Below are 26498 nucleotides of genomic sequence, written 5' to 3' on the forward strand. Positions count from 1 at the left end.
GCCCGCTTTGAAATTTTCAACAAGATGACGCCTTCTGGCGGCGGGGACAGTTAAATGAATAATAAGCACTGGATTGGCAATATCGGCGTACAAGTCGTTATCGCCATGTTTTTGGGAGCAGGGGTCGGCTGGTGGTTGGGGCAAGATGCCAGCATGTTTGCTCCATTAGGGACTATTTTTATCCATTTGATCAAGATGTTGGTCATTCCTTTGGTGCTCGTGGCCATCATTTCTGGCGCCGCCAGCCTGGGGGATACGCCTTCGGCGGGTAAGATAGGTTTGGGCACTTTTGGCTTCTTTTTGGTGACTTCCGGTATTGCGGTGGCGCTGGCGCTGTTCCTAGGTAACTGGTTCCAACCCGGCATGGGGGTCGATATTAGCGACCATGGCGTGACCAATTTGATGGAAGTGACCAAAGAGCAGGGCAAATTGCCAGGGGTGATGGACACTTTCATCGGCATGATCCCAACCAATGTGTTTGAGTCGCTGACCGGTGGCAATATTCTGCAAATTCTGGTGTTCAGTATTTTCTTTGGCATAGCACTGACCAAGGTCAAGGGCGATGGTGCCAAGCCGATCCTCGGCGCGCTCAATGCCGTTACAGAAGCCTTGGTATGGATGATCAATTGTGTGATGCTGGTGGCTCCGATTGGTGTATTTGGCTTGATGGCCGACTCCGTTGGTACTTTCGGTTTTGGGTCTTTGAAATCTGTATTTAGCCTGTTTGTTGTATTCTTAGTCGCAATCCTGATCTATGGATTTATTTTCTTCCCCTTGGTGGTGCAACTGTTTTCCAAGGTGTCTGCCTTACAATTTATTAGTGCGATGAAAAAGCCACAGGTCATGGCGCTCTCCACTGCCTCTTCTATGGCCGCATTGCCGGTAAATATGGAAACCTGTGAGGAGGAGTTAAAGGTTTCCAAGGCCACGGCCGCCTTTGTGCTGCCCCTTGGCGCTACCATCAATATGAGCGGTAATGCTATTTACTATGGTTTGGTCGCCATGTTCTTTGCGCAATTGTACGGCGTGGATCTGAGTCTTGGTGCCTATGCGGCGATTATCTTCACCTCTACTCTGGGCGCTATTGGCCAGGCCGGGGTGCCTGGGCCTTCGTTCCTGGTTGTGGCCGTGTTGTTGGCGGCCAAGATCCCTATTGATGGATTGCCACTATTATTTGCCCTGGATCGGGTATTCGACATGATACGTACTTCATTGAATATTACCGGTGATGCCGCTTGTGCGTTGGTGATGGACAACTTCTGCCCGGAAGAGGCCAAAAGCTAACAGGCTTTGAGGGTGTACTCTAACGCTTGACACCCTGGATGGCACTCGGCTTGGACGAGTTCGCTGTGAATAATCTGGCGTCGAGAGTTAGGTTGCGATTTCCCGAAAATTAACAACCCGGCAAGTGCCGGGTTGTTTTTATCTTATAGCTGTCATGGCCGGGCTAGATAGCCCGGTTCCAACCTTTTATTCGCTTAGGCTATTGAGTTGTGTGTTGTCCCTTGGGCAACAAGCTTATCAGTTTGGAGGCGATATCTGTGTTGTCCTGATTGCCGATAAACAGCTCGGCGCCCGGGCCCGCAGCAAACACCTGCACATCTGTGCCTGTATGGCCGCCGGTGGTCCAGCCTGTGTTGGAGCGGCGATCCACTTCCTGTTTGATAGCGCTGGCCAGCGTCTCTTTGCCTTGCATTCTGGCCTTGGTCAACTGCTCCAGCAACGCGGGTTCCAGCTCAAAACCCAGGCCTTGAGCCAGCGGCGCTTGCCAGTCTTCTGCGGTCAACGCCGCGGCGGCCAGGGTATCAATACTGGCAGACAGCCCCTTGAGCACCTCTGGGTTCCAGGCATATTTGCCCTTGCTGCCGATGGAGAGACCACCGGTATTGTGATCTGCGGTGGCCACCATCAGGGTATTGGGGTTTTGGCGCACGAACTGTTCGACCACTTCCATGGTACGGGCAAATTCATCCATCTCCGCCATGGCGGCGGCTATGTCGTTGTTGTGACCGGCCCAGTCGATCAGACTGCCTTCGACCAGCAATACAAAGCCGTTGTTGTTTTGTGACAAGAGCTCCAGTGCCTTGCCTGTCATGGCGCTGAGGCGATGGCCGTCCTTGTCGTCCAGCACCCAGGGCAGTTGCACTTCGGCAAACAGGCCCATTACCTTGGGCTGTTTGATGCTTTCAAGCGCGCTGAACTCCTGCAAAATTTGATAGCCCTTGGCATCAAACTTGGCCAGCAGTTCCTGATCAAAGTATTTCTGGCCGCCCCCCAACATTACATCGGCATCCGTCTCCAGATACTTGTTGGCCAGCTCGACATAGTGCTTGCGACTTTCGCTATGAGACAAAAAGGCCGCCGGTGTGGCGTGATTTATCTGGGAAGTGACCGCCACTCCCGTGCTCATGCCCCGCTGCTTGGCCTTTTCCATTATGGTCGGGATCGGCTGCTTCTGGGTGTCGACCGAGATAGCACCGTTATAGCTTTTTACCCCGGTTGCCAGCGCAGTTGCTGCGGCGGCGGAGTCGGTGACATAGCCGCTGACTCTGGCGGGGTAGGTACTGGCCATACCGACCAACAGGCGATCGAATACCGTCTGTTCTATCTCTTCGGTATCCGGGTTGTCGTTGAAATACCGGTAGGCGCTGGTATAAGCCGGCCCCATGCCATCACCGACCATGATCACGATATTTTGGGGTCTGGAAGGGGCGGGATTGGGCAACTGATTGGCATCGGCTGCCAGTGGCAGCAACAATGACAGTCCCAGTAATGCGCCCGTGAGTTGGCTCAGTTTCATCAGAGTCTCATCCTTGTTGTTTTTGTTGCAGTCTTTGCTCAATGGCATTCATCAGCATGCCGGTGATATTGACATCGAAAGCCGCTTCAATCTCTTTGATGCAAGTGGGGCTGGTGACATTGATTTCGGTGAGCTTATCCCCGATCACATCCAGACCGACGAAGATCAGGCCGCGCTTTTTAAGCTCTGGGCCCAGGGCTCTGGCAATGGCCCAGTCACTTTCTGACAGAGGCTGGGCAACACCGCTGCCACCGGCTGCCAGGTTACCGCGGGTTTCACCCTTCTTGGGGATCCGCGCCAAACAGTAGGGCACAGGCTCGCCGTCGATGACCAGAATCCGCTTGTCACCCTTGGTGATCTCAGGAATAAATACCTGCGCCATGGCATAGTTTTGGCCGTAATCTGTCAGGGTTTCTATAATAACCCCCAGGTTGGGGTCATCCTGCTTGACCCTGAATATAGATGTGCCGCCCATGCCGTCAAGCGGCTTGAGGATCACATCGCCATGCTGAGCATGGAAAGCGCGTAACCGCTGCGGATCGCTACTGACCAGTGTGGTGGGGGTAAATTGGCTGAACCAGGCGGTAAACAGCTTTTCATTGGCATCACGCAGGCTCTGTGGCTTGTTGACTATCAGTACCCCGGCCTCTTCGGCGCGCTCCAGCATGTAAGTGGCGTAGATATATTCGGTATCGAACGGTGGGTCCTTACGCATCAGAATCACATCCAGCTCCTTGAGCGGTGTGTCGGTCGCTTCACCCAACTGATACCAATCAGTGGGATCTTCCTGAACCTTGAGTGGCCGCATCTTGGCCCAGGCTTCACCCTGCAGCAGCGCCAGATCCTGCATCTCCATATAGAAGAGCTCATAGCCGCGAGACTGCGCCGCCAACAACATGGCGAAGCTGGAGTCTTTCTTGATGTTGATATCCTTGATGGGGTCCATCACTATGCCGAGCTTGATCATGATGCCTTTCCTTTATTCGTTACGCCCACAGGGCGGAAAATGGTTAACCCAGATCGCCGAATCTGAGTTGCAATGCGGTAATGGCGGTTAGCGCCGCGGTTTCGGTGCGCAGTACTCTGGGGCCGAGCAGAACTTCGGTAAATGCCTGGGTTTCTGTCATGGCAATTTCCTGCTCCGACAGGCCGCCTTCCGGACCTATCAAGAGACGCACCTTGTTGTTTGGCAGCTCAAGGCCATTGATGCCGTGAGCGGCTCTGGGATGCAGATTGAGTTTCAATGCCATCGTTGGCTCGGCGCACCAAGCGGCCAGCTCCATGACGGGTCTCACTTCAGGAACCCGGCTACGGCCGGATTGCTCACAGGCGCTGATAACAATTTTTTGCCACTGCTGCAGTTTCTTTTCTAACCTATCGCCGCTGAGTTTAACGCCGCAACGCTCTGAAAACAGTGGCGTGATGGTGTTAACCCCCAACTCTACCGATTTTTGCAAGGTGAAGTCCATGCGATCGCCGCGGGAGATCACTTGCCCCAGGTGCAGATCCAGTGGTGATTCAGAGGGATTGTCCATGGCAGACAGCACGTGTACATCCACGGCTTTCTTTCCGGCGCTGACGATAGTGGCTGGATAGTCTTTGCCATCACCGTTGAACAGGTTTATCTGCTCGCCGCTGGACATCCGCAGTACTCGGCCGACATGGGCGCTGGCATCATCATCCAATGACAGGACTTGCCCCGTGGTTATTGGACCTGGGTGATAAATTCTCGGCACTCTCATGCTCTGTGTTCCTTAGGCTTAATGTGTTCTGCCACTGAAGGCACTTTGGCTGCAGGCAGCCTGCACCCATGGATTGTGATTGCCCTGAGAGGCGGCAATCGCCTGATCTCGTTGGCATTCAATAGTATCAACTGGATAGCTTTTGTCCCACGCCTTGAACAACTTTAATTGGCTGGAGGCTATCTTGAGCCCATAGGTTTGCTGCATATAAAGGTAGGTTCGGGCGATGCGTCCTCTTGCCTGCGCCGGTGGCTCTGCCTTACGGCCCTTGAAGTCGATGGTCATTTGGCATTGGCCATACTGGTTTGGCTTGGCGTTCCACTGGCTGAACCTGAAGTTGGATCTGTCGCCATTGACCTCTCCTACGGCCGGCACCAGATTATGCAGGTCGGCTTCCATGCGCTTAAAGGTTTCATCGTTACGGCTGCAGTTCTTGCGACCGCCGTTTTGCCAGCACTGTAACTGATGGCCAAACTCCCAGGCAGGCACTATGTGCTCCCATTCGATGCGGTTGGCGCGGGTCTCTTGTTTGCGGATTTGATAGCCGCAGCTTTCCAAGTCAGGCTGCCATTTCTTGCCTTCCATTTTGATGGCGCAGCCACAGTAGAAACTGACCGCCGGCAGGTTTTGGCTGTAGATAGTCCTGGCGCGTTTTTTTGCTTCGGAAAAACTGCTTGGATGACTGGGCGAAGCCAGCACAGAAGAGGCTGCCAAAAGCAGCGGCAGGGCCACAAGCGGCCGCTGAAGGAATGAAATCACGCTGTTCCCTAAAATCATAACTAAGGATGCCGACAGCCGATACTTCAGGTGTCAGACTTGGAATTGTTGCTGCAGATAGTAAAAGAAGCCGCCAGGCTTGGCAACTTGGCTCAGGATGGCTGAGGGCTTAGCAGTTGGCCGCAGCGGCGGCATTGATATTTAGCCTGACCCCGCATGACCTTGTTATGGCGGCGGATGCTTAGCTCCACCACGCCGCAGCCACACTGATAGGGTAGGGTCCTGGGTTTGACCGAACTGATATCCATCGAGTGAGTGGTACGCGGCGCCAAGCCGTAAATTCGCCGCATCAGGCTCTGCCACTCCTTGCCATGAGGTCGGGTCTTGCCATGCAGTTGGAAGCAGAGCAGGTGACAGATCTCGTGCGGAACCACCTCATGGGTGAAGGTGTGCAGGTTTTGCTCCAGCAGTACTGGATTGAAACGCAAGCGGTTCTCGGTTGGATGCGCAGTACCGGCGCTGCGGCCTCGCAGGGCAAAGCTGACCGAGGGGCGCTTTAGTGCATGCCCCAGCGCGGCCTCCGCCTTGAGATAGCAAAGTTCTATTGCATCGAGCACCGCCTGCTGCGCTTCACTAGCAGCAGCTTCAGGCTGCGGTTCAGACGCTTGATGGTATTCAGCTGTGCTGGCGCTTTTAAGGGATCTGAACAACTGACTCAGCATGAGAAACTCGAATTGGTATGAATTGACGGCAAATAAACAGAGGCGCAACCGCGCCTCTGTTGAATCAGGGATTATAAACTTTTGGCCGCTGCTGTCAGCATGGCTTTGACCTGCTCGACAATTGCCGTTTCGGTATCGGCTTCAAAACCGGCAATGCTCGGGGTGTGAATATGCCCGGTGGGAATGCGGCTGCCGAGTTGATTCTGCAGCAGGATAGCCCGGTAGGAGATCTCGTTGGACAGGTAACCGCCGCCAGAGCCTTCCACCGAAATGCTGTTTTGCAGTTCGCTCAGGCTACTTGCCTGAAACTCGCCGCGGGAAAGAGTGCTGACGCTATGGTTGTCGTTGACCTTCCAGCGGCCATTTACACTCTGCATGGCCGCTACCGGTAGGGAGAACTCGACAAACTCAGGGCCATTGAGGGTATCGTTTTCCAGCTTAGGGGGCAGAGGGCGCTGTATACTGGCGCCGGTGAAAATATTGCGGTTGTCCGGGGCTTCGGCGCTGCGGTTGCGGCCCGGGAAGCGCTCCAGATCGAAGTCGCTGCGCCCCATACTGACAGTGACCACCATGTCGACACTCTTGTCGCGGTAAACCGGGGTCAACAGCGACTCTATGATTCCCTCATCGAAGTCGGCGAAACGCACCGGTATCATCACTGTCTCTATCTGCGCCTGACGGCCGTTAATCGAAAAGCGGTAACCATCCAATGCCAGGGCGACTAGGCCTGAAGGGTTGCTCTGCTCTATATTACGATCGAGAAAGAAGGGGTCGAATCCGGTCAGCAGTATCTTGATGCTGGCATCATCCTTAAAGTCGATATCGCTGAAACCTCGAGATGACTTTTCCACCGCCTTGGTGAGTATCTGCCGTTGCCAGGAGGCGATATTGAACTTGGGCGACTGTTTGTCCAGCTCTGCGCGCATCTGCAACCGGCTCCAGTAAAGGGAGCGATCGTCGCTGTGACCCGACTGCACATCTCTGACCGCCTGTTGCCATAGGCGTTGCCCCTGGTGTGCTACCATTTGGGTCACCTTGAGCTCATCGGTATGTTGGCGGTATTTTGTTAACAAATCATCAGTCAATGCCTGATAGCGCTGGACGACTTGAGGCATCTTTTCATTGGCGGTAGGCAGGCGATCCTCTTCGACACCGGCCTGAGCCGACAGAGAAACCAGAGTTCCCGATAGCAGGGTTATGGCCAGGCTGGGCTTAAACATGGCAGTTCCTTTCGCTTATAGAGTTGTAAAGTAATGCGTTTGTTAAGTATGCAACACTCGCCAGCAACTGGAAAGCTATCTGTTGCCTTGCCAGATTGTCGCCACAATTGAGCAGGGCTTTGCCAGACCATTATTCATCCCAGGGCTGTATGCTCGTTGCTTTGACCGCCGGGATTAAAACGGGAATGAGATGAATAAAGGTTTGCACCGAAAGCGCCTGAGTAAGCGTTTGCTGCTGCCCATGTTGCTGTGTTTATTGGCTCAACAAACGCAGGCTGTGGCAGCTGAGCAGACCAAGGTCAGTGACGTCGGCTCTGAGGCCACGGCCGAGGGGTGGCAAGAGGTACGCCGCTGGGACAAGCTGTTCGAATCCGCAGGTGTTAAAGGCTGTTTGTTGCTTTGGGATCAAAAGCGTTCTTTGGGGCTCTCCAACAATTTAAGTCGCGCCGCCGAAGGCTTTATTCCGGCTTCTACCTTCAAGATCCCCTCGAGCCTTATTGCGTTGGAAACCGGGGCGGTGCGCGATGAAACCAGTCGTTTTAGCTGGGACGGAAAGGTTCGTGAAATAGCTGCCTGGAACCGGGACCAGAGTTTTCGCACCGCAATGAAGTATTCTGTGGTGCCTGTGTATCAGCAGTTGGCCAGGGAGATAGGCCCCAAAGTGATGGCGGCTATGGTGCGGCAGTTGCAATATGGCAATCAGGATATCGGCGGTCAAGCGGACAGTTTCTGGCTCGACGGCCAGCTTAGGATAACGGCGTTTCAACAAGTGGATTTTCTGCAGCAACTGCATGGCAACAAGTTGCCTGTGTCCGAGCGCAGCCAGCGAATTGTCAAACAGATGATGCTGACCGAAGCGAGTACTGACTATATCATTCGCGCCAAGACAGGCTATGGTGTGCGGCGTACGCCGGCCATAGGTTGGTGGGTCGGTTGGTTGGAGTTGGACGACAACACTGTCTATTTCGCCATTAATCTGGATCTGGCCTCGGCCAGCCAGTTACCGTTGCGCCAACAACTGGTGAAACAGGTGCTCAAGCAGGAACAACTGCTGCCTTGAGCATGAAGGGTACTAGTGAGCCAAGAAATGAGTCAGAGAAGGCCAACTTGTGTGCTGTGTTATTGATTTCTCAGCCTTCGTTCATCTGCAAAGATTGGCTACATCATCAAAGATTGCAGCGACTCTTGGCTGCTGAAGCGTTTGGTGAAGAAGTCCAGGAACACGCTGATATTGGTCGCCAGTTGTCGACGGGAGGAATAGACGCCATAGACCTTGAAGGGTTCTATGGGCCATTCCGGCAGTAGTGGCACCAGGGCGCCACTGGCTAATTCGTTCTTGCATACCGAATGGGACAACATGGCGATGCCAAAGTCATCCAGCGCCAGTTGCTTGACCATGATGGCACTGTTGACCCGAGTGCGACGCCTGAAGCTGGCCATGGTTTTGCGGCTACCCTTGCCCAGCGGCCAAATGGGGGCCGAGCGTGAGGTACCCAGCAAGATGCCATCGTGTTGGGCCAGATCTCCTGGGGTTGCCGGGGTCCCTTTGGCCTTGAGATAGCCGGGACCGGCCACCAGAATTGGCTGACGTTCAAAAAGTAATCGGGCGACAAGTTCAGAAGGTTGCAGCGGACCATACTTGATGGCGATGTCATAACCTTCGCCCACCAAGCCCACATCGGCATCGGTAAACTGAACATCCAGTTCGACCCCGGGGTAGAGACGCATAAAGCCACTGCAGAGATTGGCGATTAACTCTTGGCTAAAGGAAACCGGAATCGCAATCCGCAAAGAGCCGGAAACATCATTATGAGTATTCTCAATTGTGGCCTTGGCCGCTTCCACTTCGTTGCAGATACTGTCACAGTGTTGGTAAAAGAGCGCACCCACCTGAGTGAGGCTTATTGAGCGGGTATTTCGTTGCAGCAGGCGTACCCCAAGCTGTTGTTCCAGTTGGGCGATTTTTCGACTAATGGTTGACTTTGGCAGGCCGGTATTGCGGGCCGCCTGAGAGAAGCCTTCTGCTCTGACCACTGCTGCAAATAGGAGCATCCCATTCAAATCTGGCATGTTTTTAATACTGTCTCAAAAATGGAACAAAGTGTCTAAGGCAGTTTAATGGCATTTGACGGGATAACAAAGGTATATTTACTGGCTAAAAAATTTCAGAGGCTTAGCAGAGGATCGATAGATGACCAGCAAAAAGCAGCCCACAAACACGACTCAAGCCCAGACTCCGGATCCCCTGTTTTTGCAGGCGGAGCATTTGGCTAAGGATTTTTCGCTGTTTCCAGAACACAGCAAACAGAGCCTTTCAGAAGAGATAAAGGGTCTGTTGGATGACGATGCCATCCAGAGTAACTTAAAGTCATTGGCGCAGTTGGATGTGGATGGCTATGTTGCCAAAGTTATCCAGCCTACCCAGGACAAGAACCGCCCAGGGGCCAAAAGGATCATTGCCGATCTAAAAGGCAAGATGATCGCCGAGAGCCACAATGGCCCCTTCTATAGTGCCGAAATAGAGTTGAACTTTGGTGGTCGTAACCGTCGCATCGGCTTTATCGCCCAGGAGCGCACCACGGCTAACGGTGCCTGGATGCCGGAACATCACCTGCAGGCCTGTGAGGCGATTCGTCATTTCGCCGAATTGTCCATGCCCATTGTTTACCTGATTGATACCCCCGGAGCCGATGCTGGTGAGGTGGCCAACAGCCATAACCAGGCGCATTCTATTTCCAAGGCGATTGCCGAGAGTGCCAACGTCGATGTGCCGACTCTGGGTATCGTGATTGGCGCCGGTTATTCGGGCGGGGCTATTCCACTGGCGGCGGCCAATATACTGCTGTCGCTGCGTGATGGTATTTTCAACACCATTCAGCCTCAGGGCCTGCAGAGCATCGCCCGCAAGTACAACCTTTCATGGCAGGAGTGTGCCAAGTCCGTGGGCGTGTCTCCGGAAGAGCTCTACACCTCGGGTTGTATCGACGGCATTGTGGATTTCTCTCCTTATGATCGCGATGAGCGTCAGCACAACCTGCGCCGCGCTATTATCAGCGCCATCGAGGCCATCGAACGCGCCGCGGTGCAGTTTGTAAAAGAGTCAGATGACCTGCGCGAACACTATGATCGCAGCCTCAAGCGTTTCCTCGAGCCTTCCAAGAACCTCAAGGCACTGGAATCCAATGCGGAAATGTCGATTGCCATCAGTCCGACCATGCACCTTAACCTGTTCGGCAGCGCCTACCGTTACCTGCGTTATTTGACCTTGCGCAGCCGTATTCACTCCATCTCTATGGATCAGTATGGCCGTCTGTCCAAGGTGAGTGTGCCCGAAGGGGATCTGTTGGCCCGGATCCAGAAAGAGCAGGAAAAGGTATTCCAGGCTTGGCTGTCCAGCCCTGACAAGCTGGTTTACGACGAGGAACTCAACAAGCTGTGGAGTAACTTCATCTCCAAGCGTGAAGACGTTTCCACCGAACGTAACATGCTGACCCGTCTGATCTTGGGTGAGCCGAAAGAGAATTATAAGAAGGCCCGTAAGGCGCTGCTGTTCAACATAGGTTGGTCTCTGTATCACCGTTGGAAGAGTAATGCCGCCAACAACTTCAAGGGGCTTATTCACTACCTGGAAACTCTGCCAGCGGAAGTGACTCAGGCGCCTTGGCCTGAACTGAACCAACTGACAGTACTGGACGTCGTGGTCAATGAAGAGCTGCGTGAAGACTTCATTTGGCAGTGTTACAACATCCTGATCTTTAACGCGCTGTACGACAATGTCGTGGGTAACCTGGCCTCTATCGCCAAGGAAGCCATGATGAGCAAGAGCTTGTCGCGTCAGTCTGTGGATGGTCTGTTGCACAAGTCTATCGACCGGGCGATTTCCACTCAGGATACGGCCAACGATAAGAGCAAGTTCTATAAGTGGCTGAAGTACTTCATGTCGCAGTCCAATCGCGCCGAACTGCTGACCAAGACAGAGCAGTGGAAGAGTGTGGGTTTCCCACAACTGAACGATTCGCTGTTCGTGATCTTGACTTACTTCTTCGAACGTCTGCTGCCGGAATACTTCGACAGTGAAGAGGATAAGGGCAAGTATACAGGTGCCATCAACCCGGTGCGTATCGGTCGTCGTAAGGACTTCTGGAACCGTTTGACCATGGGGTACCAGGATCTGCTGATCCAAAAGGTGCTGCGTGAAGAGAAGAAAGCCGGCAATATGACCTGGGAAAATATCATCGCTAAGTTCTTCAAGAACTTCGATGAGCTCAATGGCGACAAGATGTCGGCCAACCTGCTCAACTTCCCAGGTTTCCGTCTCTCTATTGAAGATGCACTCGACAAGGGCATTCGCCCCTGTGGTTTGATTACGGGTCTGGCCGACTTTGAACATGGTGGCAAGGCGCTGCGTGTTGGGGTTGCCGTATCCAACACCGCCTTCCAGGCCGGTGCCTTCGATATGGCCAGTGCCGAGAAGTTCTCCGCGCTGCTTATTGAGTGTGCCAAGCGCAAGCTGCCGGTGATCTGCTTTATCAGCTCTGGCGGTATGCAGACCAAAGAGGGTGCTGCTGCGTTGTTCTCCATGGCCGTGGTGAACGACCGTATTACCCGTTTCGTGCGTGACAACGAACTGCCTGTGCTGATGTTCGGTTTTGGTGACTGTACCGGTGGTGCCCAGGCATCCTTCGTGACTCATCCTCTGGTGCAAACCTATTACCTGTCCGGTACCAATATGCCGTTTGCCGGTCAGATGGTGGTACCGGCTTACCTGCCATCTACCTCTACTCTGTCCAACTACCTGTCCAAGGTGCCGGGGGCAATGAGTGGTCTGGTCAACAACCCATTCAGCAGTCAACTCGATGAACAGCTCAAGAGCATAGATCCACTGATGCCTATGCCTAACGCCGAGATAGGTGACGTGTTGACCAACGCGCTGTCGACTCTGGTGGTTGAAGTAGAAGAGGTCAGCGAAGAGATAGTTCAGGACGATCCTCGTGCCCTGATGAAGCCTATCGATAAGGTGCTGGTACATGCCCGAGGCTGTACAGCGGTGAAACTGATCCGCAAGGCGCACGACAATGGCATCAATGTGGTACTGGTGGCGTCCGATCCTGATATGACGTCGGTTCCTGCCGACATGCTCAAGGAAAACGACAAGCTGGTTTGTCTCGGCGGTAATACTTCCGACGAGTCTTACCTGAACGCATACTCAGTGCTGAAAGTGGCTGAGTATGAGCAGGTAGACGCGCTGCACCCAGGTATCGGCTTCCTGTCGGAAAGCCCACAGTTCGCCGCCCTGTGTGTGAACAACGGGGTGAACTTTGTTGGCCCAAGTGTGCATTCGATGACAACCATGGGTAACAAGTCCAACGCCATCAAGACCTCTCAGGCACAGAATGTGCCCGTGGTACCCGGCTCTCACGGTATTCTGACCAACGCCGAGCAAGCGGTGAACGTGGCCAACGAAATCGGCTACCCAGTACTGCTCAAAGCGGTACAAGGTGGTGGCGGTAAGGGTATCCAAGTGGTTAAGCGCCCCGAGGATATGATTGGCCTGTTCCAGAAAACCTCCACCGAAGCGGCTGCTGCCTTTGGTAACGGTGACCTGTACCTGGAAAAATATGTGACTTCACTGCGTCACATTGAAGTTCAGCTGCTGCGTGACAAGTTCGGCAACACCAAGGTACTGGGTCTGCGTGACTGCTCGGTGCAGCGTAACAACCAGAAGGTGATTGAAGAGTCCGGTTCCACCATGCTGCCTGAAGAACTCAAGCAGAAGGTGATGGAATACACCCGTGCTCTGGGTGATGCCACCGACTATATGGGCGCAGGTACCGTTGAGTTCATCTATAACCTGGATGCCAACGAAGTCTACTTTATGGAGATGAATACCCGCCTGCAGGTAGAGCACCCGGTAACCGAAGCGACTTCCGGTATTGATATCGTCAGCGCCCAATTCGATGTGGCAGCAGGTCGCTCCATTGAAGATCTGCAGCCGCAGGAAATCGGCTATGCGATGGAAGTGCGGGTGACAGCCGAGAAGGCGGCGCTGGACAGCCAGGGCGTTCTGCAGTTGGTGCCAAACCCGGGGCTTATCACTGAGTGCGTGATGCCTGAGCGCGATGATGTGGAAATCATCTCTATCGCGGCCGATGGCAAAGAAGTGTCGCCATACTACGACAGCCTGATTGCTCAGATCATCATTCGCGGTGAAAGCCGGGACGATGTGATTGCCAAGATGTATGACTATCTGGATCAGGTGGTTATCAAGGGTATTGCCACCAACATTCCGCTGCTGAAGCGGATCCTGGCCGACGAGACCTTCCGTGAAGGCGTGTATGACACCAACTATCTGCCGCGCCTGATGGCCGAGCTGGATATCCCAGCCCTGATCGCCGAAATGGAAGCCGCTGCCGAAACTCAAGGTGTGGATACCGAATCGCTGCGTGTGGGTGAGTCCAATGAGCTCAAGGTGTTGGCTCAGGGCGCGGGTATCTTCTATACCTCTCCGGCGCCGGGCGAAGCCGACTTCGTCAAGGAAGGCGACATAGTGACTGTTGATCAGACGCTGGCACTGACCGAAGCGATGAAGATGTTCTCTCAGGTGACACTGGCAGGCTTTAACCGCAAAGGCGCCGAGCTGTATCCAGAGGATAAGAAATACCGTATCGAGCGGATCCTCAACAGCAATGGCCAACAGGTGTCCCAAGGCGATCTGCTGTTTGTGGTCTCCCCTGTGGAAGACTGAGGCTGATTGCCTGTGATCCAAAGACCCGCTTCGTGCGGGTCTTTTGCTTTTAACGGCTGGGTTCCTCTCTGACAGTGTTCGCCATCTGGGGGCGATGTTTTTGAACTAATATTGAATGTACCCAGAATTGGCGGAGCAGACAGATTGTTGAGATTTTTGCGGCCCATATTGTTTGGCAGCCTTTTACTGGCAACGGCCGCAGTCAATGCTGTCACGATTCCCTATTGTGTCGACCCCGACTGGATGCCCTATGAAGGCATAGACCAAGGCAAGCATGTGGGGATCTCTTCCGGCTTTCTTGAGCTTATCGATCGGCAGACAGATTGGCAGTTTCAGCTGGTGCCCACCGAGAGCTGGCAACAGACATTAGCCTACTTGAAGCAGCAACGCTGCGTATTCACTCCCATGCTCAACTACACCCCAAGGCGCGCCGAATTCTTATACTTCAGCGAAATCTATAGTCGCTCTCCCAATGTATTGGTTTCCCGCCGTGAACAACCCTTTCTGCAAAGTATGGAACAGGTCGGTGATAGAAGCCTGGTGATCCCCAGAGGCTACCGCTTACTGGATTATGTGCGCCAGAACTATCCCAAGATCCGCATTATGCTGGCCGAGACAGAGCAGCAGGGACTGGAGATGGTCTCCAGCGGTGAGGCGGATCTGTTTATCGGCTCCATGTATTCCATCAACGCCCGCATTCAGCAGAGTGGGTTGTTCAATCTCAAAATCGCCGGTTGGGCCGGGCCAGAGGATCAATTCCGGATGGCGGTGACTGAGAATAGCAAATGGATGCTGCCCGAGCTCAATCGACTGTTGGCACAGGTTTCCGATGAGCACAGGGCCAGACTATATCGGCAGTGGAGCCATATGGCGGTGTTGGAACAGACTGACTACCGAATGTTCTGGCAATTGTTGACGGTGGCAACATTGATTTTCGGTGCCTTGCTGGCTCGTAATCGCTGGATCAGTAAATACAACTGCGAACTGACGGCCAAGAATCAACAACTGGAACAATTGCGCAATCAGTTGCTGGAAACCAATAGAGAACTGGAGTTCATTTCGACCCACGATCCATTGACCAAGCTGTATAACCGTCACTATTTCCACCGACACTTCGCCGCCGAACATCGCAGTAAAACGGCCCAAGGGCATACTTCATTGATAGTGATAGACATAGATTTTTTCAAAAATATCAATGATCGTCATGGCCACAGTGTGGGGGATTCGATTCTCAGCGAGCTGGCCACTCTGCTCAAGGAGGGGGCCCGTGAAAATGATTTAGTGGCTCGCTGGGGGGGAGAGGAATTTATGATCATCTGCCCGGATACCGACTGTGTGCAGGCGGGGCGTTTGTGTGAGCGTCTGGCGTCTGCAATGAAACAGTTTCCTTTCTCTGCCGGTGTCAGCCTGAGTTGCAGTTTTGGCCTGACAGAACTTAAAGCCGGTGAATCGATCTGGAGCGCGTTTGACCGGGCGGATCTGGCGCTTTATCGGGCTAAGTCGGAGGGCCGAAATAGGATCTGCTGCGATCCCGAATCTAAATGAAGGATAAAATCAGCTTAAATTCATCAGTTTCAAGTTAGAGAGGCGCTTTTATACAGTCAATTTCGACGTTAACCACTCGAATACTGAAAATATTGATATGTAAGAACTTGAATTAAATGATTTTTATTTTTTACGTCTGTCTGTGATGACAAACTGGTGAAAATTGAAACTGCTGATTGCAGCCTATGGGGGTTTCGGTGTTATAATACGCGCCTTATTTATGGGGTTCCGTCTGTCGCAGCTTTGAAGTGGCATACTCCGTCTCCTATTAACTAATCATTTGAAGTTGAATCATGACTGACTTATCAAAATACAGAAACATTGGTATTTTTGCTCACGTTGACGCGGGTAAAACCACTACCACAGAACGTATCCTGAAACTGACCGGCAAAATCCACAAGATGGGTGACAGCCACGACGGTACCACTACTACTGACTTCATGGAGCAGGAAGCCGAGCGCGGTATTACCATTCAGTCTGCTGCGGTAAGTTGCTTCTGGAAAGATCACCGTTTCAACGTCATCGACACACCCGGACACGTTGACTTCACCGTTGAAGTATATCGTTCTCTGAAAGTTCTGGACGGCGGTATTGGCGTATTCTGTGGTTCCGGTGGTGTTGAGCCTCAGTCCGAAACCAACTGGCGTTATGCTAACGAATCTGAAGTTGCTCGTATCATCTTCGTAAACAAGTTGGACCGCATGGGTGCTGACTTCTTGCGTGTTGTAGGTCAGATCAAGCGCGTTCTGGCTGCGACTCCACTGGTTATGACTCTGCCTATCGGCGTAGAAGACGAGTTCAAGGGCGTTGTTGACGTTCTGAACCGTAAAGCCTATGTATGGGATGATTCTGGTCTGCCAGAAAACTACTCTGTAGAAGAAGTTCCAGAAGACATGGTTGATCTGGTTGAAGAATACCGTGAGCAACTGGTTGAGACTGCCGTTGAGCAGGACGACGACCTGATGGAAGCCTACATGGAAGGTGAAGAGCCTTCTATCGAAGACCTGAAGCGTTGTATCCGTAAGGGTACCATCAACCTGTCATTCTTCCCCACATACTGTGGTTCTGCTTACCGTAACAAGGGTATGCAGCTGGTTCTGGATGCGGTTGTTGACTACCTGCCATCTCCAACAGAAGTTGAGCCTCAGCCTCTGACTGACCCAGAAACTGGTGAAGAAACCGGTGAAGTCGCTACTGTATCTGCCGACGAGCCACTGCGCGCGCTGGCGTTCAAGATCATGGATGACCGTTTCGGCGCCCTGACCTTTATCCGTATCTACTCTGGTAAGATGAAGAAAGGTGACACTATCCTGAATAGTGCTACCGGTAAGACCGAGCGTATCGGCCGTATGGTTGAGATGCACGCTAACGATCGTAAAGAGATCGACTTTGCCCAAGCCGGTGACATCATCGCCGTTGTGGGTATGAAGAACGTTCAGACTGGTCACACTCTGTGTGATCCTAAGCACGAATGTACTCTTGAACCTATGATCTTCCCTGATCCAGTGATCTCTATCGCTGTAACTCCTAAGGACAAAGGCGCTTCTGAGAAGCTGGGTGTTGCTCTGGGTAAGATGGTTGCAGAAGATCCATCATTCCAGGTTGAAACCGACCAAGAAACCGGTGAAACCATCCTTAAGGGTATGGGTGAATTGCACCTGGACATCAAAGTAGACATCCTGAAGCGTACTCACGGTGTTGAACTGACTGTTGGTGCTCCACAGGTAGCTTACCGTGAAACCATCACTCAAGCCGTTGAAGACAGCTACACTCACAAGAAGCAGTCTGGTGGTTCTGGTCAGTTCGGTAAGATCGACTACCGCATCCGTCCAGGCGAAGCTGGTAGTGGCTTCAAGTTCACCTCCAGCGTTGTTGGTGGTAACGTACCTCGTGAATTCTGGCCAGCAGTTGAAAGCGGCTTCGAAGACATGATGAACGAAGGTCCTCTGGCTGGCTTCCCAGTACTGGACGTTGAAGTTGAACTGTTTGACGGTGGTTACCACGCAGTTGACTCCTCAGCGATCGCGTTTGAAATCGCTGCCAAGGGTGCATTCCGTCAGTCTATGCCTAAAGCCAAGCCTCAGCTGCTTGAGCCTGTGATGAAGGTTGACGTGTTCACTCCAGACGATCACGTTGGTGACGTTATCGGTGACCTGAACCGTCGTCGCGGTATGATCAAGGATCAGGAAGCCGGTCTGACTGGCGTACGCGTTAAGGCTGACGTACCACTGGCAGAAATGTTCGGTTACATCGGTCACCTGCGTACTATGACTTCTGGTCGTGGTCAGTTCTCCATGGAGTTCTCTCACTATGCTCCATGTCCTGCCAACGTGGCTGAGACTGTTATCGCTGAAACCAAGGCACGTAACGCTGCCAAGAAGTAAGGATAATTAATCCTGAAAAACCCGCCTTGATGGCGGGTTTTTTTATGGGCGAATATCTAGTGCCGCGAAGCCAGCAGAATCAAACTTGCACTCAGCTCGGCGGATGCCCATGAATATCAATGGGTAATTGTGTGGCAACTGTTTCCGAAACTGGCATATGGGCCAAGGCGCTACCTAAGATAAAGGAGCTGGGATCGGCAGAGACTTACCGTGAGGAAGCTACTGTGAATATCAGTAGCGAGGGGAACTGAAATAGGTGATAGCAGATAAACAAAAGCCAGCTCGATAGGCTGGCTTTGTGTAGGGCTGATAAAGCGTGTTTATCAGTCTTCCAGGTTACCGCAGAAGCGGTAGCCTTCGCCGTGGATGGTGGCGATGATTTCCGGTGTATCAGGTACACTTTCGAAGTGCTTACGAATACGACGGATAGTCACATCGACAGTACGGTCGTGTGGCTTGAGCTCACGGCCGGTCATTTTCATCAGCAGCTCAGCGCGGCTGAGGATCTTGCCTGGGTTTTCCACAAAGTGCAGCATAGCGCGGAATTCGCTACGTGGCAGTTTGTAAGATTCACCCTGTGGGCTCACCAGAGAACGGCTGTTGATTTCCAGGCTCCAACCATTGAAGCGGTAGTATTCAACGGCGGCCTTTTCTTCAATTTCAATGCCTGAACTGTTGACGCGAGTCAGCAGGTTGCGGGCACGAATAGTCAACTCGCGAGGGTTGAATGGCTTGGTGATGTAATCATCGGCACCGATTTCCAAACCAAGGATCTTGTCCACTTCGTTGTCACGACCGGTAAGGAAGATCAAACCGATATTGTTGATTTCGCGCAACTCCCGCGCCAATAGCAAACCATTCTTACCCGGTAGGTTGATATCCATAACCACCAGGTTCACCTTGTTTTCTTGCAAGGCTTTGTGCATCTCTGCGCCATCATTGGCTTCGGTCACCACATAACCTTCTGCCTCGAAAATACTTCTCAGCGTGTTACGGGTAACGGCTTCATCTTCAACGATCAGAATGTGCGGGTTTTGCATGTTATTTACCTAATTAAATCAGTTTATCTAACCATGAGCGCGGGTGACGCTCCGTTCTAATACCTAAAACGCCAACATTCACAGGGTTCACGTAAGTGCTGTTCAAAACTGAAATGAAACGGCAACACACTTCATGATTAGCAAAGTATGCTCTCCAATTGGGAGAGGCGCGAACTGTACAATCTAGGATTCCCAGTCGTGGGATTTAGTTCCTGAAAGGCTTGGAAATTCTAAAAACGTTATCTTAAAACCAGATTACATTTGGTACAGAGTCGTTATCGATAGAGACTTATGCTGTCGCGTAATGGCGCTAGCCGGGTCACACGCTTAACTCTAAGCCTTCATCGATACATTACATTGTACTAGGATTGGGCATTTGTTAACAAATAAAATGTTAACAAATTAATGGTTAACTATGATCCGTATCACAAGTTTTCATGTTGAGTGTTGAAACTTAAGCATTTTACATTCTGCCTTACTGTGAGCTTGCTCACGAGACTAGGGGATTTTGTAACCCTTTGCTAGAATGAATTCGGTTAATTAGAGACAGATACTACAATGGATGCTGCATTTGAAAGTCTCTGGCAATGCTACCAGAGCGCATGCTTTTTATTGACTCAGTCGTTTTCTTCCACCATACCTTTCGCTATTGTCACCGCCCATAATCCCTTGGGGCAAAAACTGACTTCCAGTCAAAATCGTCTTCTCGATCGGCAATTACAAGGTGATATTGATAAGTTGGGCATACCTTACCGGGCGATCATAGGGGCGGCTGAGGATCTCAGTCATATGGAGAAAAGTTGGGCTCTGTTTCTGGATAAGACCGCAGCAATCGAGTTGGCGTTAAAGTACCATCAAAACGCTCTCTACTATGTGAATAATGGCATATTAACCTTAGTGCCCTGCCTTAGGGGAGAGTGTGAAGTTGAACTCGGGTTATTTAAAAACAGGGCTAGACTGGTTAATGAGTTACCCGAGCTCAGTGACTGATGAGTTGAGGAAATTTCATCGGGTGCAAATTAGCATTGACTTCATAAGGGCTTTATTGCTAATTTTTTAATCCCTTTCGAGAGAAAGGAACAGAAGAGGTGCGTTAACTAGGTAGTGAGTCAGAGGAAGCCAATTTCCAATGACGGCTCATGAGGGAGATTAACGCCGAGGTCGGGATGCGCATTGGTAACGCTCTCCGGTCGGTTGGTCAGGCTGAATCCTGGCGGCTGTCACCTGGTTTTTGGTGGAGAGCTTCTGGTGACGATCGCTTTTTCCCTACTTTGGGGTGCGTTATCTCAGCACCAGGCTCTTCGAACGTTATCTGTTCGGAGCTTAATTCATGAAATCTATTCTCGTTGTCAACCTTTCCCTGTCTCCTGCCTGCGGGGGAATGCGCTGATGTCCCTAGTTGTTGCCAAGTTTGGCGGTACCTCGGTCGCCGATTATCAGGCGATGAATTGCTGTGCCGATATAGTGCTGGGAAATTCGGCTACTCGTTTGGTTGTGGTGAGTGCCTCATCAGGTGTGACCAATCTGCTGGTGGAGTTGTCCCAGGCAGACATGGGGGACGAGCGTCGTCTCAGGCTATTGAAAGAGATAGCCAGCATTCAATACGCAATTCTGGATAAACTCGGTAGACCGGCCGATGTAGCCGCGGCGCTGGATGCTTTGCTCAGCCGCATGGCAACGCTCAGTGCCAAGCTGTTGCAGGCGCCGAGCAATGCTATGGTGGATGAGATCCTGTCCCTCGGTGAGCAATGCTCTTCAGCACTGTTTGCCGCGGTTTTGAGAGAACGCGGTGCCAAGGCCAGCGCCTTTGATGTGCGTCAGGTGATGCGTACCGATAGCCATTTCGGTAAGGCCGAACCACAAATTGCCGAGCTAAAGCGGCTGGCGACAGAGAAATTACAACCCTTGCTTGAGCAACAACTGCTGGTGACCCAGGGCTTTATCGGTGCCGATGCCGAGGGGCGAACCACTACCCTTGGGCGTGGCGGCAGTGATTATTCCGCGGCCCTATTGGCTGAGGCTTTGGAAGCCGATGCGGTGGAGATCTGGACCGATGTAGAAGGAATTTACACCACAGATCCCAGACTGGCTCCCAACGCTAGGCCCATTGCTGAAATCAGTTTTAATGAGGCGGCCGAGATGGCTACTTTTGGCGCCAAGGTGTTACACCCTGCCACCATCTTGCCGGCGGTGCGTCAACAGATCCAAGTGTTTGTCGGTTCCAGTCGGGCGCCGGAAAAAGGCGGTACCTGGATCCGCCACCAAGTGGATGATGAGCCGGTATTCAGGGCCGTTGCCGTGAGACGAGATCAGACCCTGCTTAACTTGCACAGTCTGCAGATGCTGCATGCCCAGGGGTTCTTGGCCGAAACCTTCGCTATCTTGGCGCGGCATAAGATCAGTGTCGATCTCATTACCACCTCAGAGGTGAATGTATCGCTGACGCTGGACAAAACAGGCTCAGATTCGGCCGGTAAGGGGCTTCTGACCGAAGCTCTGTTGCAGGAGTTGTCGCAACACTGCCGGGTGCGGGTGGAAGACAAGCTGGCCCTGGTGGCCATTATAGGCAACAAGATAGCCACTACTGCCGGGATCTGTCGCCGGGTATTTGAAGTGCTCGAACCCCATAACGTCCGAATGATCTGTCAGGGCGCCAGTCCACACAATCTCTGTGTCTTGGTGTCTGAAGCCGAAGCCGGTGATGTGGTGGCCGCTTTGCATCGCAACTTATTTGAAGGTGCTCAGGATGCAGCTTGAACACCTGCAGGTTGGGGAGCTGGCCGCAGGTCAGCCTCTGACCATCCCCATATATCGCTTCAAAGGCTCCAGTCATTCGGCGCCCAGAGTCTATATTCAGGCCAATGTGCATGGCGCCGAGGTGCAGGGCAATGCGGTGATTTTGCAGTTGCTGCAGTACTTCAAGGCGCATCCGCCTCTGGGGGATATCACTCTGGTGCCTCTGGCCAACCCCTTGGGGATCAACCAGAAAAGTGGTGAGTTTACCTTGGGCCGCTTCGACCCCATCACAGGTATCAACTGGAACCGAGCCTATCTGGATCAGGCCGTCCACCTGGATGACTGGTATCCGCAGTATAGTGAGCTGCAGGAGCAGGTATTGTTTGATGCTTTTCGTCAGCTTCTTATTGCCAACTGTGAACAGGCATTGGCCAATCCTTGGGGAGTGACGACCGGCCAGAGATTGGCGCTCAATCTGCAGAAACTGGCGCACGGCGCTGACATAGTGCTGGATCTGCACACCGGCCCCAAGTCCTGTAAACACCTCTATTGCCCCGAATATGAGTTGTCCGCAGCCAGCTACTTTCATATTCCCTACACCTTGGTAATGCCCAAAGGTTTTGGTGGCGCCATGGATGAAGCGGCCTTCAATCCCTGGTGGCAACTTAGCGATTATGCCAAGAGCCGGGGGCGAGATCTGAGAGTCGCCGTGTCGGCCTTTACCTTGGAGCTTGGCAGCCAGGAGCGTATCGATCTTGCCGATGCCAGCCGGGATGCGGAAGGGATATTAAGTTATTTGAGCCATAGGGGAGCGATAACCCAGCGCATACAGCCCGAGGTGATGCCACGTTTTGCTTGTTTGCTTAAAGATTATCGAAAGTTTCACGCGCCTATGGCAGGGATGGTGGAGTATCTGGCCGAGCCGGGAGTACCTTTGGCTGCGGGCACACCTCTGGTCAATATGCTCAGGCTCGATCGAGTCGATGTCGGTACTGAAGTCACCAGGCTCTCACTCAATGAGGATGTGATCCCCGTGCTGCATTTTGCCTCTGCGTCGGTGCATCAGGGAACCGAGCTCTACAAGGTGATGACCCACTACTTTTCTGTTTCTGATTAAAATCAGGCCCGGTGATAAGCCGGGCCATTTTTTATTAACTAATCGGATCGGATGTTAGGGTTTTACCGCCCTGACAATCGGGTTCTGCAGGCTGATCAGGGTTTCGGTGGACTGAATTTCATCTATCGACTGGATACGGTTAATCAATACGTGCTGCAGGGCATCGATGGACTGACACATCACTTTGACAAATACGCTGTAGTTGCCCGTGGTGTAGTAGGCTTCGACTACTTCTTCCAACTCATTGAGCTTGGAGATGGCGGCGGGATAATCACCGGCACTCTTGAGATTGATGCCGATAAAGCAACAGACATCATAGCCCAGAGCCTTGGGGTTAACTGTTATTTGGGCTCCGGTGATGATACCGGCCTGTTTCATCTTTTCGACCCTGACATGAATCGTACCTGCGCTGACGCTGAAGCGTTTGGCCAGCTCGGCAAAAGGGGTTCGAGCATCCTGCATCAGGGCTTCCAGGATCTGATTGTCCAGTTGATCTCTTTGAAATGATGTATCCACAGCATCACGCCTAAATTGCTTATAATCAGGCATGAATCTACGTGTTTTATTGTAAAATTGCCAGTCTTATGGCGACTTTTGGCTCAACATCTATGGTGACGTTAGCCGTTATTGCTCACCTTCGGGCGCGAGAAAAGGCACCGGTGCACTGAAGCTCATGGGTTCACCCGAGTAGGGATGCTTGATGCTGAGGCTGGCGGCATGCAGCAGCAATCTGGGAGCCAATCTTTTTGCCCAGGAGTCGGCGTAGAAACCATCGCCCAGAATGGGGTGGCCCAGCGCCATCATATGCACCCTGAGTTGGTGTGAACGCCCTGTGATGGGGATCAGCTTGACCAGAGTTGAATAACGTCCCTTGCTGATCACCTCATAGTGAGTCAATGACGGCTTACCCACTTGATGGTCAACTTTCTGTCTGGGCCTGTTGGGCCAGTCGCAGATGAGTGGCAGTTCTATACTGCCTTGAGTGGCCTTGATATGGCCGGCGACTCTGGCGTAGTAACTTTTTTGGGTTTCCCTGTCTCGAAACTGGCGTTTCAGTTCACGCTCGGCACTGCGCCTCAGTGCCAATAAGAGCACGCCCGAGGTGGCCATGTCGAGGCGGTGAACCACTTGTGCCTGCGGATGTTCGGCCAACACTCTGGCATAGGCGCTGTCGTGATGGGCCGGATCCCGTCCGGGAACCGAGAGCAGTCCCGAAGGTTTATTGATGACTATGATGTCCTTGTCCTGGTAAAGAATATCCAGCCAAGGCTCGGTTGGTGGATTGTAGACAAAATCTGACATGTCATGGCCTCAATAAAAATGGACGGCAAAGATAACCGCGGCTGCAGGTAGATGCAAGCTCTTGGGCGTTGTTGCATCCAGGCGCGTAAGCCAACGCAGAGCATCATGGAACTTGTCCATATCTTCCTTGGGTTAATTTGAGTGCTTTACTTCTCTTTTACAACCGCGGCAATTAGTATCTTAGTGTTTGAATTGGAAATGGATTGGTATGGGAAGGCGCTCAGGTTACCTGTTGGAAGATTGGTTAGTTGACCCTCAGATGAGTACGTTGAGCCGCGAAGAGGCTCAAGTGCGGCTCGAGCTCAGGGTGATGCAGGTATTGCTGTGTCTTATTCATCATGCCAACACCTTGGTGACCCGAGAGATGTTGATCCAGGAGGTTTGGCATGGCGGTATAATTACGGATAACGCCATCAACCGCATCATAGGTTTGCTGCGTCAGCATCTGCAGGATAATCCCAGAGAGCCACGTTTTATCAAGACAGTGCCCAAGCAGGGCTATGTGTTGATAGCGAAAGTACGCGAGACGACACTCGACGATGATTCGCCGGACAACCCTCTACCAATAACACCGTTAGATGCCGAGACTGAGCAAAAGATAACCGCTGGCGGCAGCAAGTGGGGCTATCTGGGCGGCGCCTTCGGAGTGCTGGCAGCGGGTATCGCCAGTTGGCTCTATCTGGCTCCTGCCCAGGAAAACCCCCAGCTTGAGTTGACTGATGTGGCCATCCGGCGTTTGACTCCACTGACTTCGCTCAATGGTCAGGAGGTGGATCCCAGCCTGTCCCCCGATGGCAGCATGCTGGCATTTTCCTACCGGGAGCTGAACGCCGATAAATGGCATATTGAGCTGATGTCGCTCGGCGACAGAGTCATCAAAACCATTCCTGTTGTGGATGATTACAGTCTGCGCTACCCGGCTTGGCGCCACGATGGCAAGGCCTTGGCTTATTTGGCATTCAGTGAGACTCAGGGCTGCCGTATCATGTTGACAGAGCTGACTGACGAAGGGATGCAGAGCCGCATAGTCAGCCAGTGCCATCAGACGACACAGTCTACCAGCATCGCCTGGAGCCCATCGAACCGCTCGCTGTTTTATGTGGATGCCGAAGGGGTCGAAGGTTTCAAGCGCATTTTTCTGCTCAGCCTCAGCGACGGTCGGCGCCAGCAATTGAGTCAACCTCATGTGGTGGGGCGCGGCGACTATGCGCTGGCCTTGTCTCCCGACGGTCACAGTCTGGCGGTGCTGCGCAGTATCAACTGGTTTGATACTCAGATCTTACTCTTTGATATCGAATCCGGTGATTGGCAAAACCTACAGCGAGTGGGGTATCCACTGCGCAGTATCGCTTGGGACAAAGGCGGTAACGCCTTGGTATACCGAGGTGAGGAGGGGCAACTTTACCGTTTGCAACTCAAACCCCGCAAGTTAACCCGGCTGACGAGCGTGTTGCAGGAAATCAATTCTCCCTCGGCCAATAGTGCCGGACGCATGGCCGCGGTTGTCGGCGAACTGTTTGAAGAGGAGATCTGGTTTTGGTCATCGCCCTTCGATGAGGCTTCCAAGCCGCAGCGCTTTGTGGCGTCCAGCCGCCGTGATACCGCCGGTACCTTGCGCCACGATGGCAAGGAGTTGATCTTTGTTTCCAATCGCAGCGGCTTGCCACAACTATGGTGTCGGGATGAACAGGGCACCGAGAAACAGCTGAGTCGCCTGAGCACTTTTTCCCATATAGATGAACTCAGCTATTCAGCCGATGACAAGCTGGTGGCCGGCAGCCTCAACCAACAGGTGTTTGTCCTTAACCCTGAAAACGGTGAACTCAAGTTTTTCCCTCAGCTGGGCAATGTCCGTAATGTCAGTTGGGGGCGCAGTAGCAATGAACTGCTGGCAGCCGTCAGTGTCGATGGTCGCTGGCAGATAAACAGCCTGATGTTGGACAGTGGCGAGCAGCAACCTTTGCTGATGGATGGCTTTTCTGCCAAATACGCCGCCGACGGTACTCTTTATTTTACCCGCCTGTACAAGAAAGGGATTTGGCGCCTGAAGCAGGGCGTCGAAGAACTCTTTTATGACCAATATACTCCTCACTTCGGCAGCAGTTGGCAACTGGCTGCCGAGGCACTCTGGTTACTGCGGCCCAACGATCATGCCATGGGTATTCTCAAGATAGATCTCCACACGGGTAATAGAGAGGAGCGCGACATTCCGATGGAGAAAGTTTCCCCAAGATTGCTGTCAGTGACAGATGATGGCCAGATCTCGCTGGCGTTATTGGGGCCTGCCAATACCGATATAGTTGAAGTAATTAACTGATTTATAAGACATCACCTTTCCGTCACCTTTTCATTATGGTGCTTTCCCCTGCCTGAGATAGCTTTAGGGACAAGCTTGATTGCCTGACCACCAAAGCGCTTGGTTTTTACC

General features: G+C 52.6%; 19 protein-coding genes and 1 riboswitch. Of the genes, 9 read left to right on the forward strand and 10 right to left on the reverse strand.

The features are described from left to right. Positions 1–54: 54 nt before the first annotated feature. Positions 55–1284 carry a dicarboxylate/amino acid:cation symporter gene (locus CBE72_RS04525; protein WP_100142496.1) on the forward strand — a complete coding sequence of 410 codons (1230 nt, stop codon included), beginning with the start codon at positions 55–57 and terminating at the stop codon, positions 1282–1284. 199 nt (positions 1285–1483) lie between these two features. On the opposite strand, the gene CBE72_RS04530 is transcribed toward CBE72_RS04525, so the two are convergent. The 6 genes from CBE72_RS04530 to CBE72_RS04555 form a co-directional block, all read right to left on the reverse strand. After that, the gene (locus tag CBE72_RS04530; RefSeq protein WP_100142640.1) at positions 1484–2800 is read right to left on the reverse strand and encodes an alkaline phosphatase; all 1317 of its coding nucleotides are present in this window, start codon (positions 2798–2800) and stop codon (positions 1484–1486) included. Between the two features lie 7 nt (positions 2801–2807). Next, positions 2808–3767 (reverse strand): glutathione synthase, encoded by a 960-nt coding sequence (gene gshB / locus CBE72_RS04535; RefSeq protein WP_096140986.1) that lies wholly within the window; start codon positions 3765–3767, stop codon positions 2808–2810. A 43-nt stretch (positions 3768–3810) separates the two neighbouring features. Then, entirely contained in the window at positions 3811–4542 is a 732-nt protein-coding gene (rsmE, locus tag CBE72_RS04540; protein ID WP_100142497.1) for a 16S rRNA (uracil(1498)-N(3))-methyltransferase, read from the reverse strand. Positions 4543–4560: 18 nt separating this feature from the next. Further along, positions 4561–5298, reverse strand: a complete 738-nt coding sequence (locus CBE72_RS04545; RefSeq protein ID WP_229671874.1) for an endonuclease — start codon at positions 5296–5298, stop codon at positions 4561–4563. A gap of 113 nt (positions 5299–5411) precedes the next feature. Further along, positions 5412–5981: a SprT family zinc-dependent metalloprotease gene (locus CBE72_RS04550; protein ID WP_100142641.1), complete on the reverse strand. Its 570-nt coding sequence runs from the start codon at positions 5979–5981 to the stop codon at positions 5412–5414. A gap of 71 nt (positions 5982–6052) precedes the next feature. Then, positions 6053–7201, reverse strand: a complete 1149-nt coding sequence (locus CBE72_RS04555; protein WP_100142499.1) for a pyroglutamyl-peptidase I — start codon at positions 7199–7201, stop codon at positions 6053–6055. Positions 7202–7391: 190 nt separating this feature from the next. On the opposite strand from CBE72_RS04555, the gene blaOXA reads away from it, so the two are divergent. Continuing rightward, on the forward strand, positions 7392–8261 hold the full coding sequence (blaOXA, locus tag CBE72_RS04560; RefSeq protein ID WP_157929037.1) for an OXA-55 family carbapenem-hydrolyzing class D beta-lactamase: 870 nt from the start codon (positions 7392–7394) through the stop codon (positions 8259–8261). 98 nt (positions 8262–8359) lie between these two features. On the opposite strand, the gene CBE72_RS04565 is transcribed toward blaOXA, so the two are convergent. Then, positions 8360–9271 (reverse strand): LysR family transcriptional regulator, encoded by a 912-nt coding sequence (locus CBE72_RS04565; RefSeq protein WP_100142500.1) that lies wholly within the window; start codon positions 9269–9271, stop codon positions 8360–8362. Positions 9272–9392: 121 nt separating this feature from the next. On the opposite strand from CBE72_RS04565, the gene CBE72_RS04570 reads away from it, so the two are divergent. From CBE72_RS04570 to fusA, 3 genes are all read left to right on the forward strand, one after another. Further along, positions 9393–13946, forward strand: a complete 4554-nt coding sequence (locus CBE72_RS04570) for an ATP-binding protein (RefSeq protein ID WP_100142501.1) — start codon at positions 9393–9395, stop codon at positions 13944–13946. Between the two features lie 144 nt (positions 13947–14090). After that, positions 14091–15491, forward strand: coding sequence for a diguanylate cyclase (locus CBE72_RS04575; protein ID WP_100142502.1), 1401 nt, complete (start codon positions 14091–14093; stop codon positions 15489–15491). 293 nt (positions 15492–15784) lie between these two features. After that, positions 15785–17875: an elongation factor G gene (gene fusA / locus CBE72_RS04580; protein ID WP_100142503.1), complete on the forward strand. Its 2091-nt coding sequence runs from the start codon at positions 15785–15787 to the stop codon at positions 17873–17875. A gap of 323 nt (positions 17876–18198) precedes the next feature. Here fusA and arcA read toward each other — a convergent pair whose 3' ends face one another. Further along, positions 18199–18915 carry a two-component system response regulator ArcA gene (gene arcA, locus CBE72_RS04585; RefSeq protein ID WP_100142504.1) on the reverse strand — a complete coding sequence of 239 codons (717 nt, stop codon included), beginning with the start codon at positions 18913–18915 and terminating at the stop codon, positions 18199–18201. 558 nt (positions 18916–19473) lie between these two features. On the opposite strand from arcA, the gene CBE72_RS04590 reads away from it, so the two are divergent. The 3 genes from CBE72_RS04590 (at position 19474) to CBE72_RS04600 (ending at position 22768) form a co-directional block, all read left to right on the forward strand. Continuing rightward, positions 19474–19905: a DUF3293 domain-containing protein gene (locus CBE72_RS04590; protein ID WP_100142505.1), complete on the forward strand. Its 432-nt coding sequence runs from the start codon at positions 19474–19476 to the stop codon at positions 19903–19905. Positions 19906–19990: 85 nt separating this feature from the next. Then, positions 19991–20168, forward strand: a riboswitch (Lysine riboswitch). Positions 20169–20304: 136 nt separating this feature from the next. Then, a complete protein-coding gene (lysC, locus tag CBE72_RS04595) occupies positions 20305–21672 on the forward strand; it encodes a lysine-sensitive aspartokinase 3 (RefSeq protein ID WP_100142506.1) in 1368 nt (455 codons plus the stop codon). Beyond that, positions 21662–22768: a succinylglutamate desuccinylase/aspartoacylase family protein gene (locus CBE72_RS04600; protein ID WP_100142507.1), complete on the forward strand. Its 1107-nt coding sequence runs from the start codon at positions 21662–21664 to the stop codon at positions 22766–22768. Before lysC ends, CBE72_RS04600 begins: the two co-directional genes overlap by 11 nt. Positions 22769–22822: 54 nt before the next feature. Here CBE72_RS04600 and asnC read toward each other — a convergent pair whose 3' ends face one another. Further along, positions 22823–23284 carry a transcriptional regulator AsnC gene (gene asnC / locus CBE72_RS04605; RefSeq protein WP_025888669.1) on the reverse strand — a complete coding sequence of 154 codons (462 nt, stop codon included), beginning with the start codon at positions 23282–23284 and terminating at the stop codon, positions 22823–22825. A gap of 108 nt (positions 23285–23392) precedes the next feature. Beyond that, entirely contained in the window at positions 23393–24070 is a 678-nt protein-coding gene (gene rluA, locus CBE72_RS04610) for a bifunctional tRNA pseudouridine(32) synthase/23S rRNA pseudouridine(746) synthase RluA (protein WP_025008931.1), read from the reverse strand. A 208-nt stretch (positions 24071–24278) separates the two neighbouring features. Between rluA and CBE72_RS04615 the strand changes: the two genes are divergently transcribed. Beyond that, a complete protein-coding gene (locus CBE72_RS04615) occupies positions 24279–26387 on the forward strand; it encodes a winged helix-turn-helix domain-containing protein (RefSeq protein WP_100142508.1) in 2109 nt (702 codons plus the stop codon). The last annotated feature ends 111 nt before the right edge of the window (positions 26388–26498 follow it).

This window comes from Shewanella carassii (assembly GCF_002777975.1).
Lineage (GTDB): Bacteria > Pseudomonadota > Gammaproteobacteria > Enterobacterales > Shewanellaceae > Shewanella > Shewanella carassii.

What these genes read in the sequence shown, in the direction of transcription:
- blaOXA (WP_157929037.1), top strand. Translation starts at nt 7,392, where the DNA reads ATGAATAAAGGTTTGCACCGAAAGCGCCTGAGTAAGCGTTTGCTGCTG.
- CBE72_RS04590 (WP_100142505.1), top strand. Translation starts at nt 19,474, where the DNA reads ATGGATGCTGCATTTGAAAGTCTCTGGCAATGCTACCAGAGCGCATGC.
- CBE72_RS04565 (WP_100142500.1), bottom strand. Translation starts at nt 9,271, where the DNA reads ATGCCAGATTTGAATGGGATGCTCCTATTTGCAGCAGTGGTCAGAGCA.
- CBE72_RS04570 (WP_100142501.1), top strand. Translation starts at nt 9,393, where the DNA reads ATGACCAGCAAAAAGCAGCCCACAAACACGACTCAAGCCCAGACTCCG.
- gshB (WP_096140986.1), bottom strand. Translation starts at nt 3,767, where the DNA reads ATGATCAAGCTCGGCATAGTGATGGACCCCATCAAGGATATCAACATC.
- fusA (WP_100142503.1), top strand. Translation starts at nt 15,785, where the DNA reads ATGACTGACTTATCAAAATACAGAAACATTGGTATTTTTGCTCACGTT.
- CBE72_RS04525 (WP_100142496.1), top strand. Translation starts at nt 55, where the DNA reads ATGAATAATAAGCACTGGATTGGCAATATCGGCGTACAAGTCGTTATC.
- CBE72_RS04550 (WP_100142641.1), bottom strand. Translation starts at nt 5,981, where the DNA reads ATGCTGAGTCAGTTGTTCAGATCCCTTAAAAGCGCCAGCACAGCTGAA.
- rluA (WP_025008931.1), bottom strand. Translation starts at nt 24,070, where the DNA reads ATGTCAGATTTTGTCTACAATCCACCAACCGAGCCTTGGCTGGATATT.
- CBE72_RS04615 (WP_100142508.1), top strand. Translation starts at nt 24,279, where the DNA reads ATGGGAAGGCGCTCAGGTTACCTGTTGGAAGATTGGTTAGTTGACCCT.
- CBE72_RS04530 (WP_100142640.1), bottom strand. Translation starts at nt 2,800, where the DNA reads ATGAAACTGAGCCAACTCACGGGCGCATTACTGGGACTGTCATTGTTG.
- CBE72_RS04555 (WP_100142499.1), bottom strand. Translation starts at nt 7,201, where the DNA reads ATGTTTAAGCCCAGCCTGGCCATAACCCTGCTATCGGGAACTCTGGTT.
- arcA (WP_100142504.1), bottom strand. Translation starts at nt 18,915, where the DNA reads ATGCAAAACCCGCACATTCTGATCGTTGAAGATGAAGCCGTTACCCGT.
- lysC (WP_100142506.1), top strand. Translation starts at nt 20,305, where the DNA reads ATGTCCCTAGTTGTTGCCAAGTTTGGCGGTACCTCGGTCGCCGATTAT.
- rsmE (WP_100142497.1), bottom strand. Translation starts at nt 4,542, where the DNA reads ATGAGAGTGCCGAGAATTTATCACCCAGGTCCAATAACCACGGGGCAA.
- CBE72_RS04600 (WP_100142507.1), top strand. Translation starts at nt 21,662, where the DNA reads ATGCAGCTTGAACACCTGCAGGTTGGGGAGCTGGCCGCAGGTCAGCCT.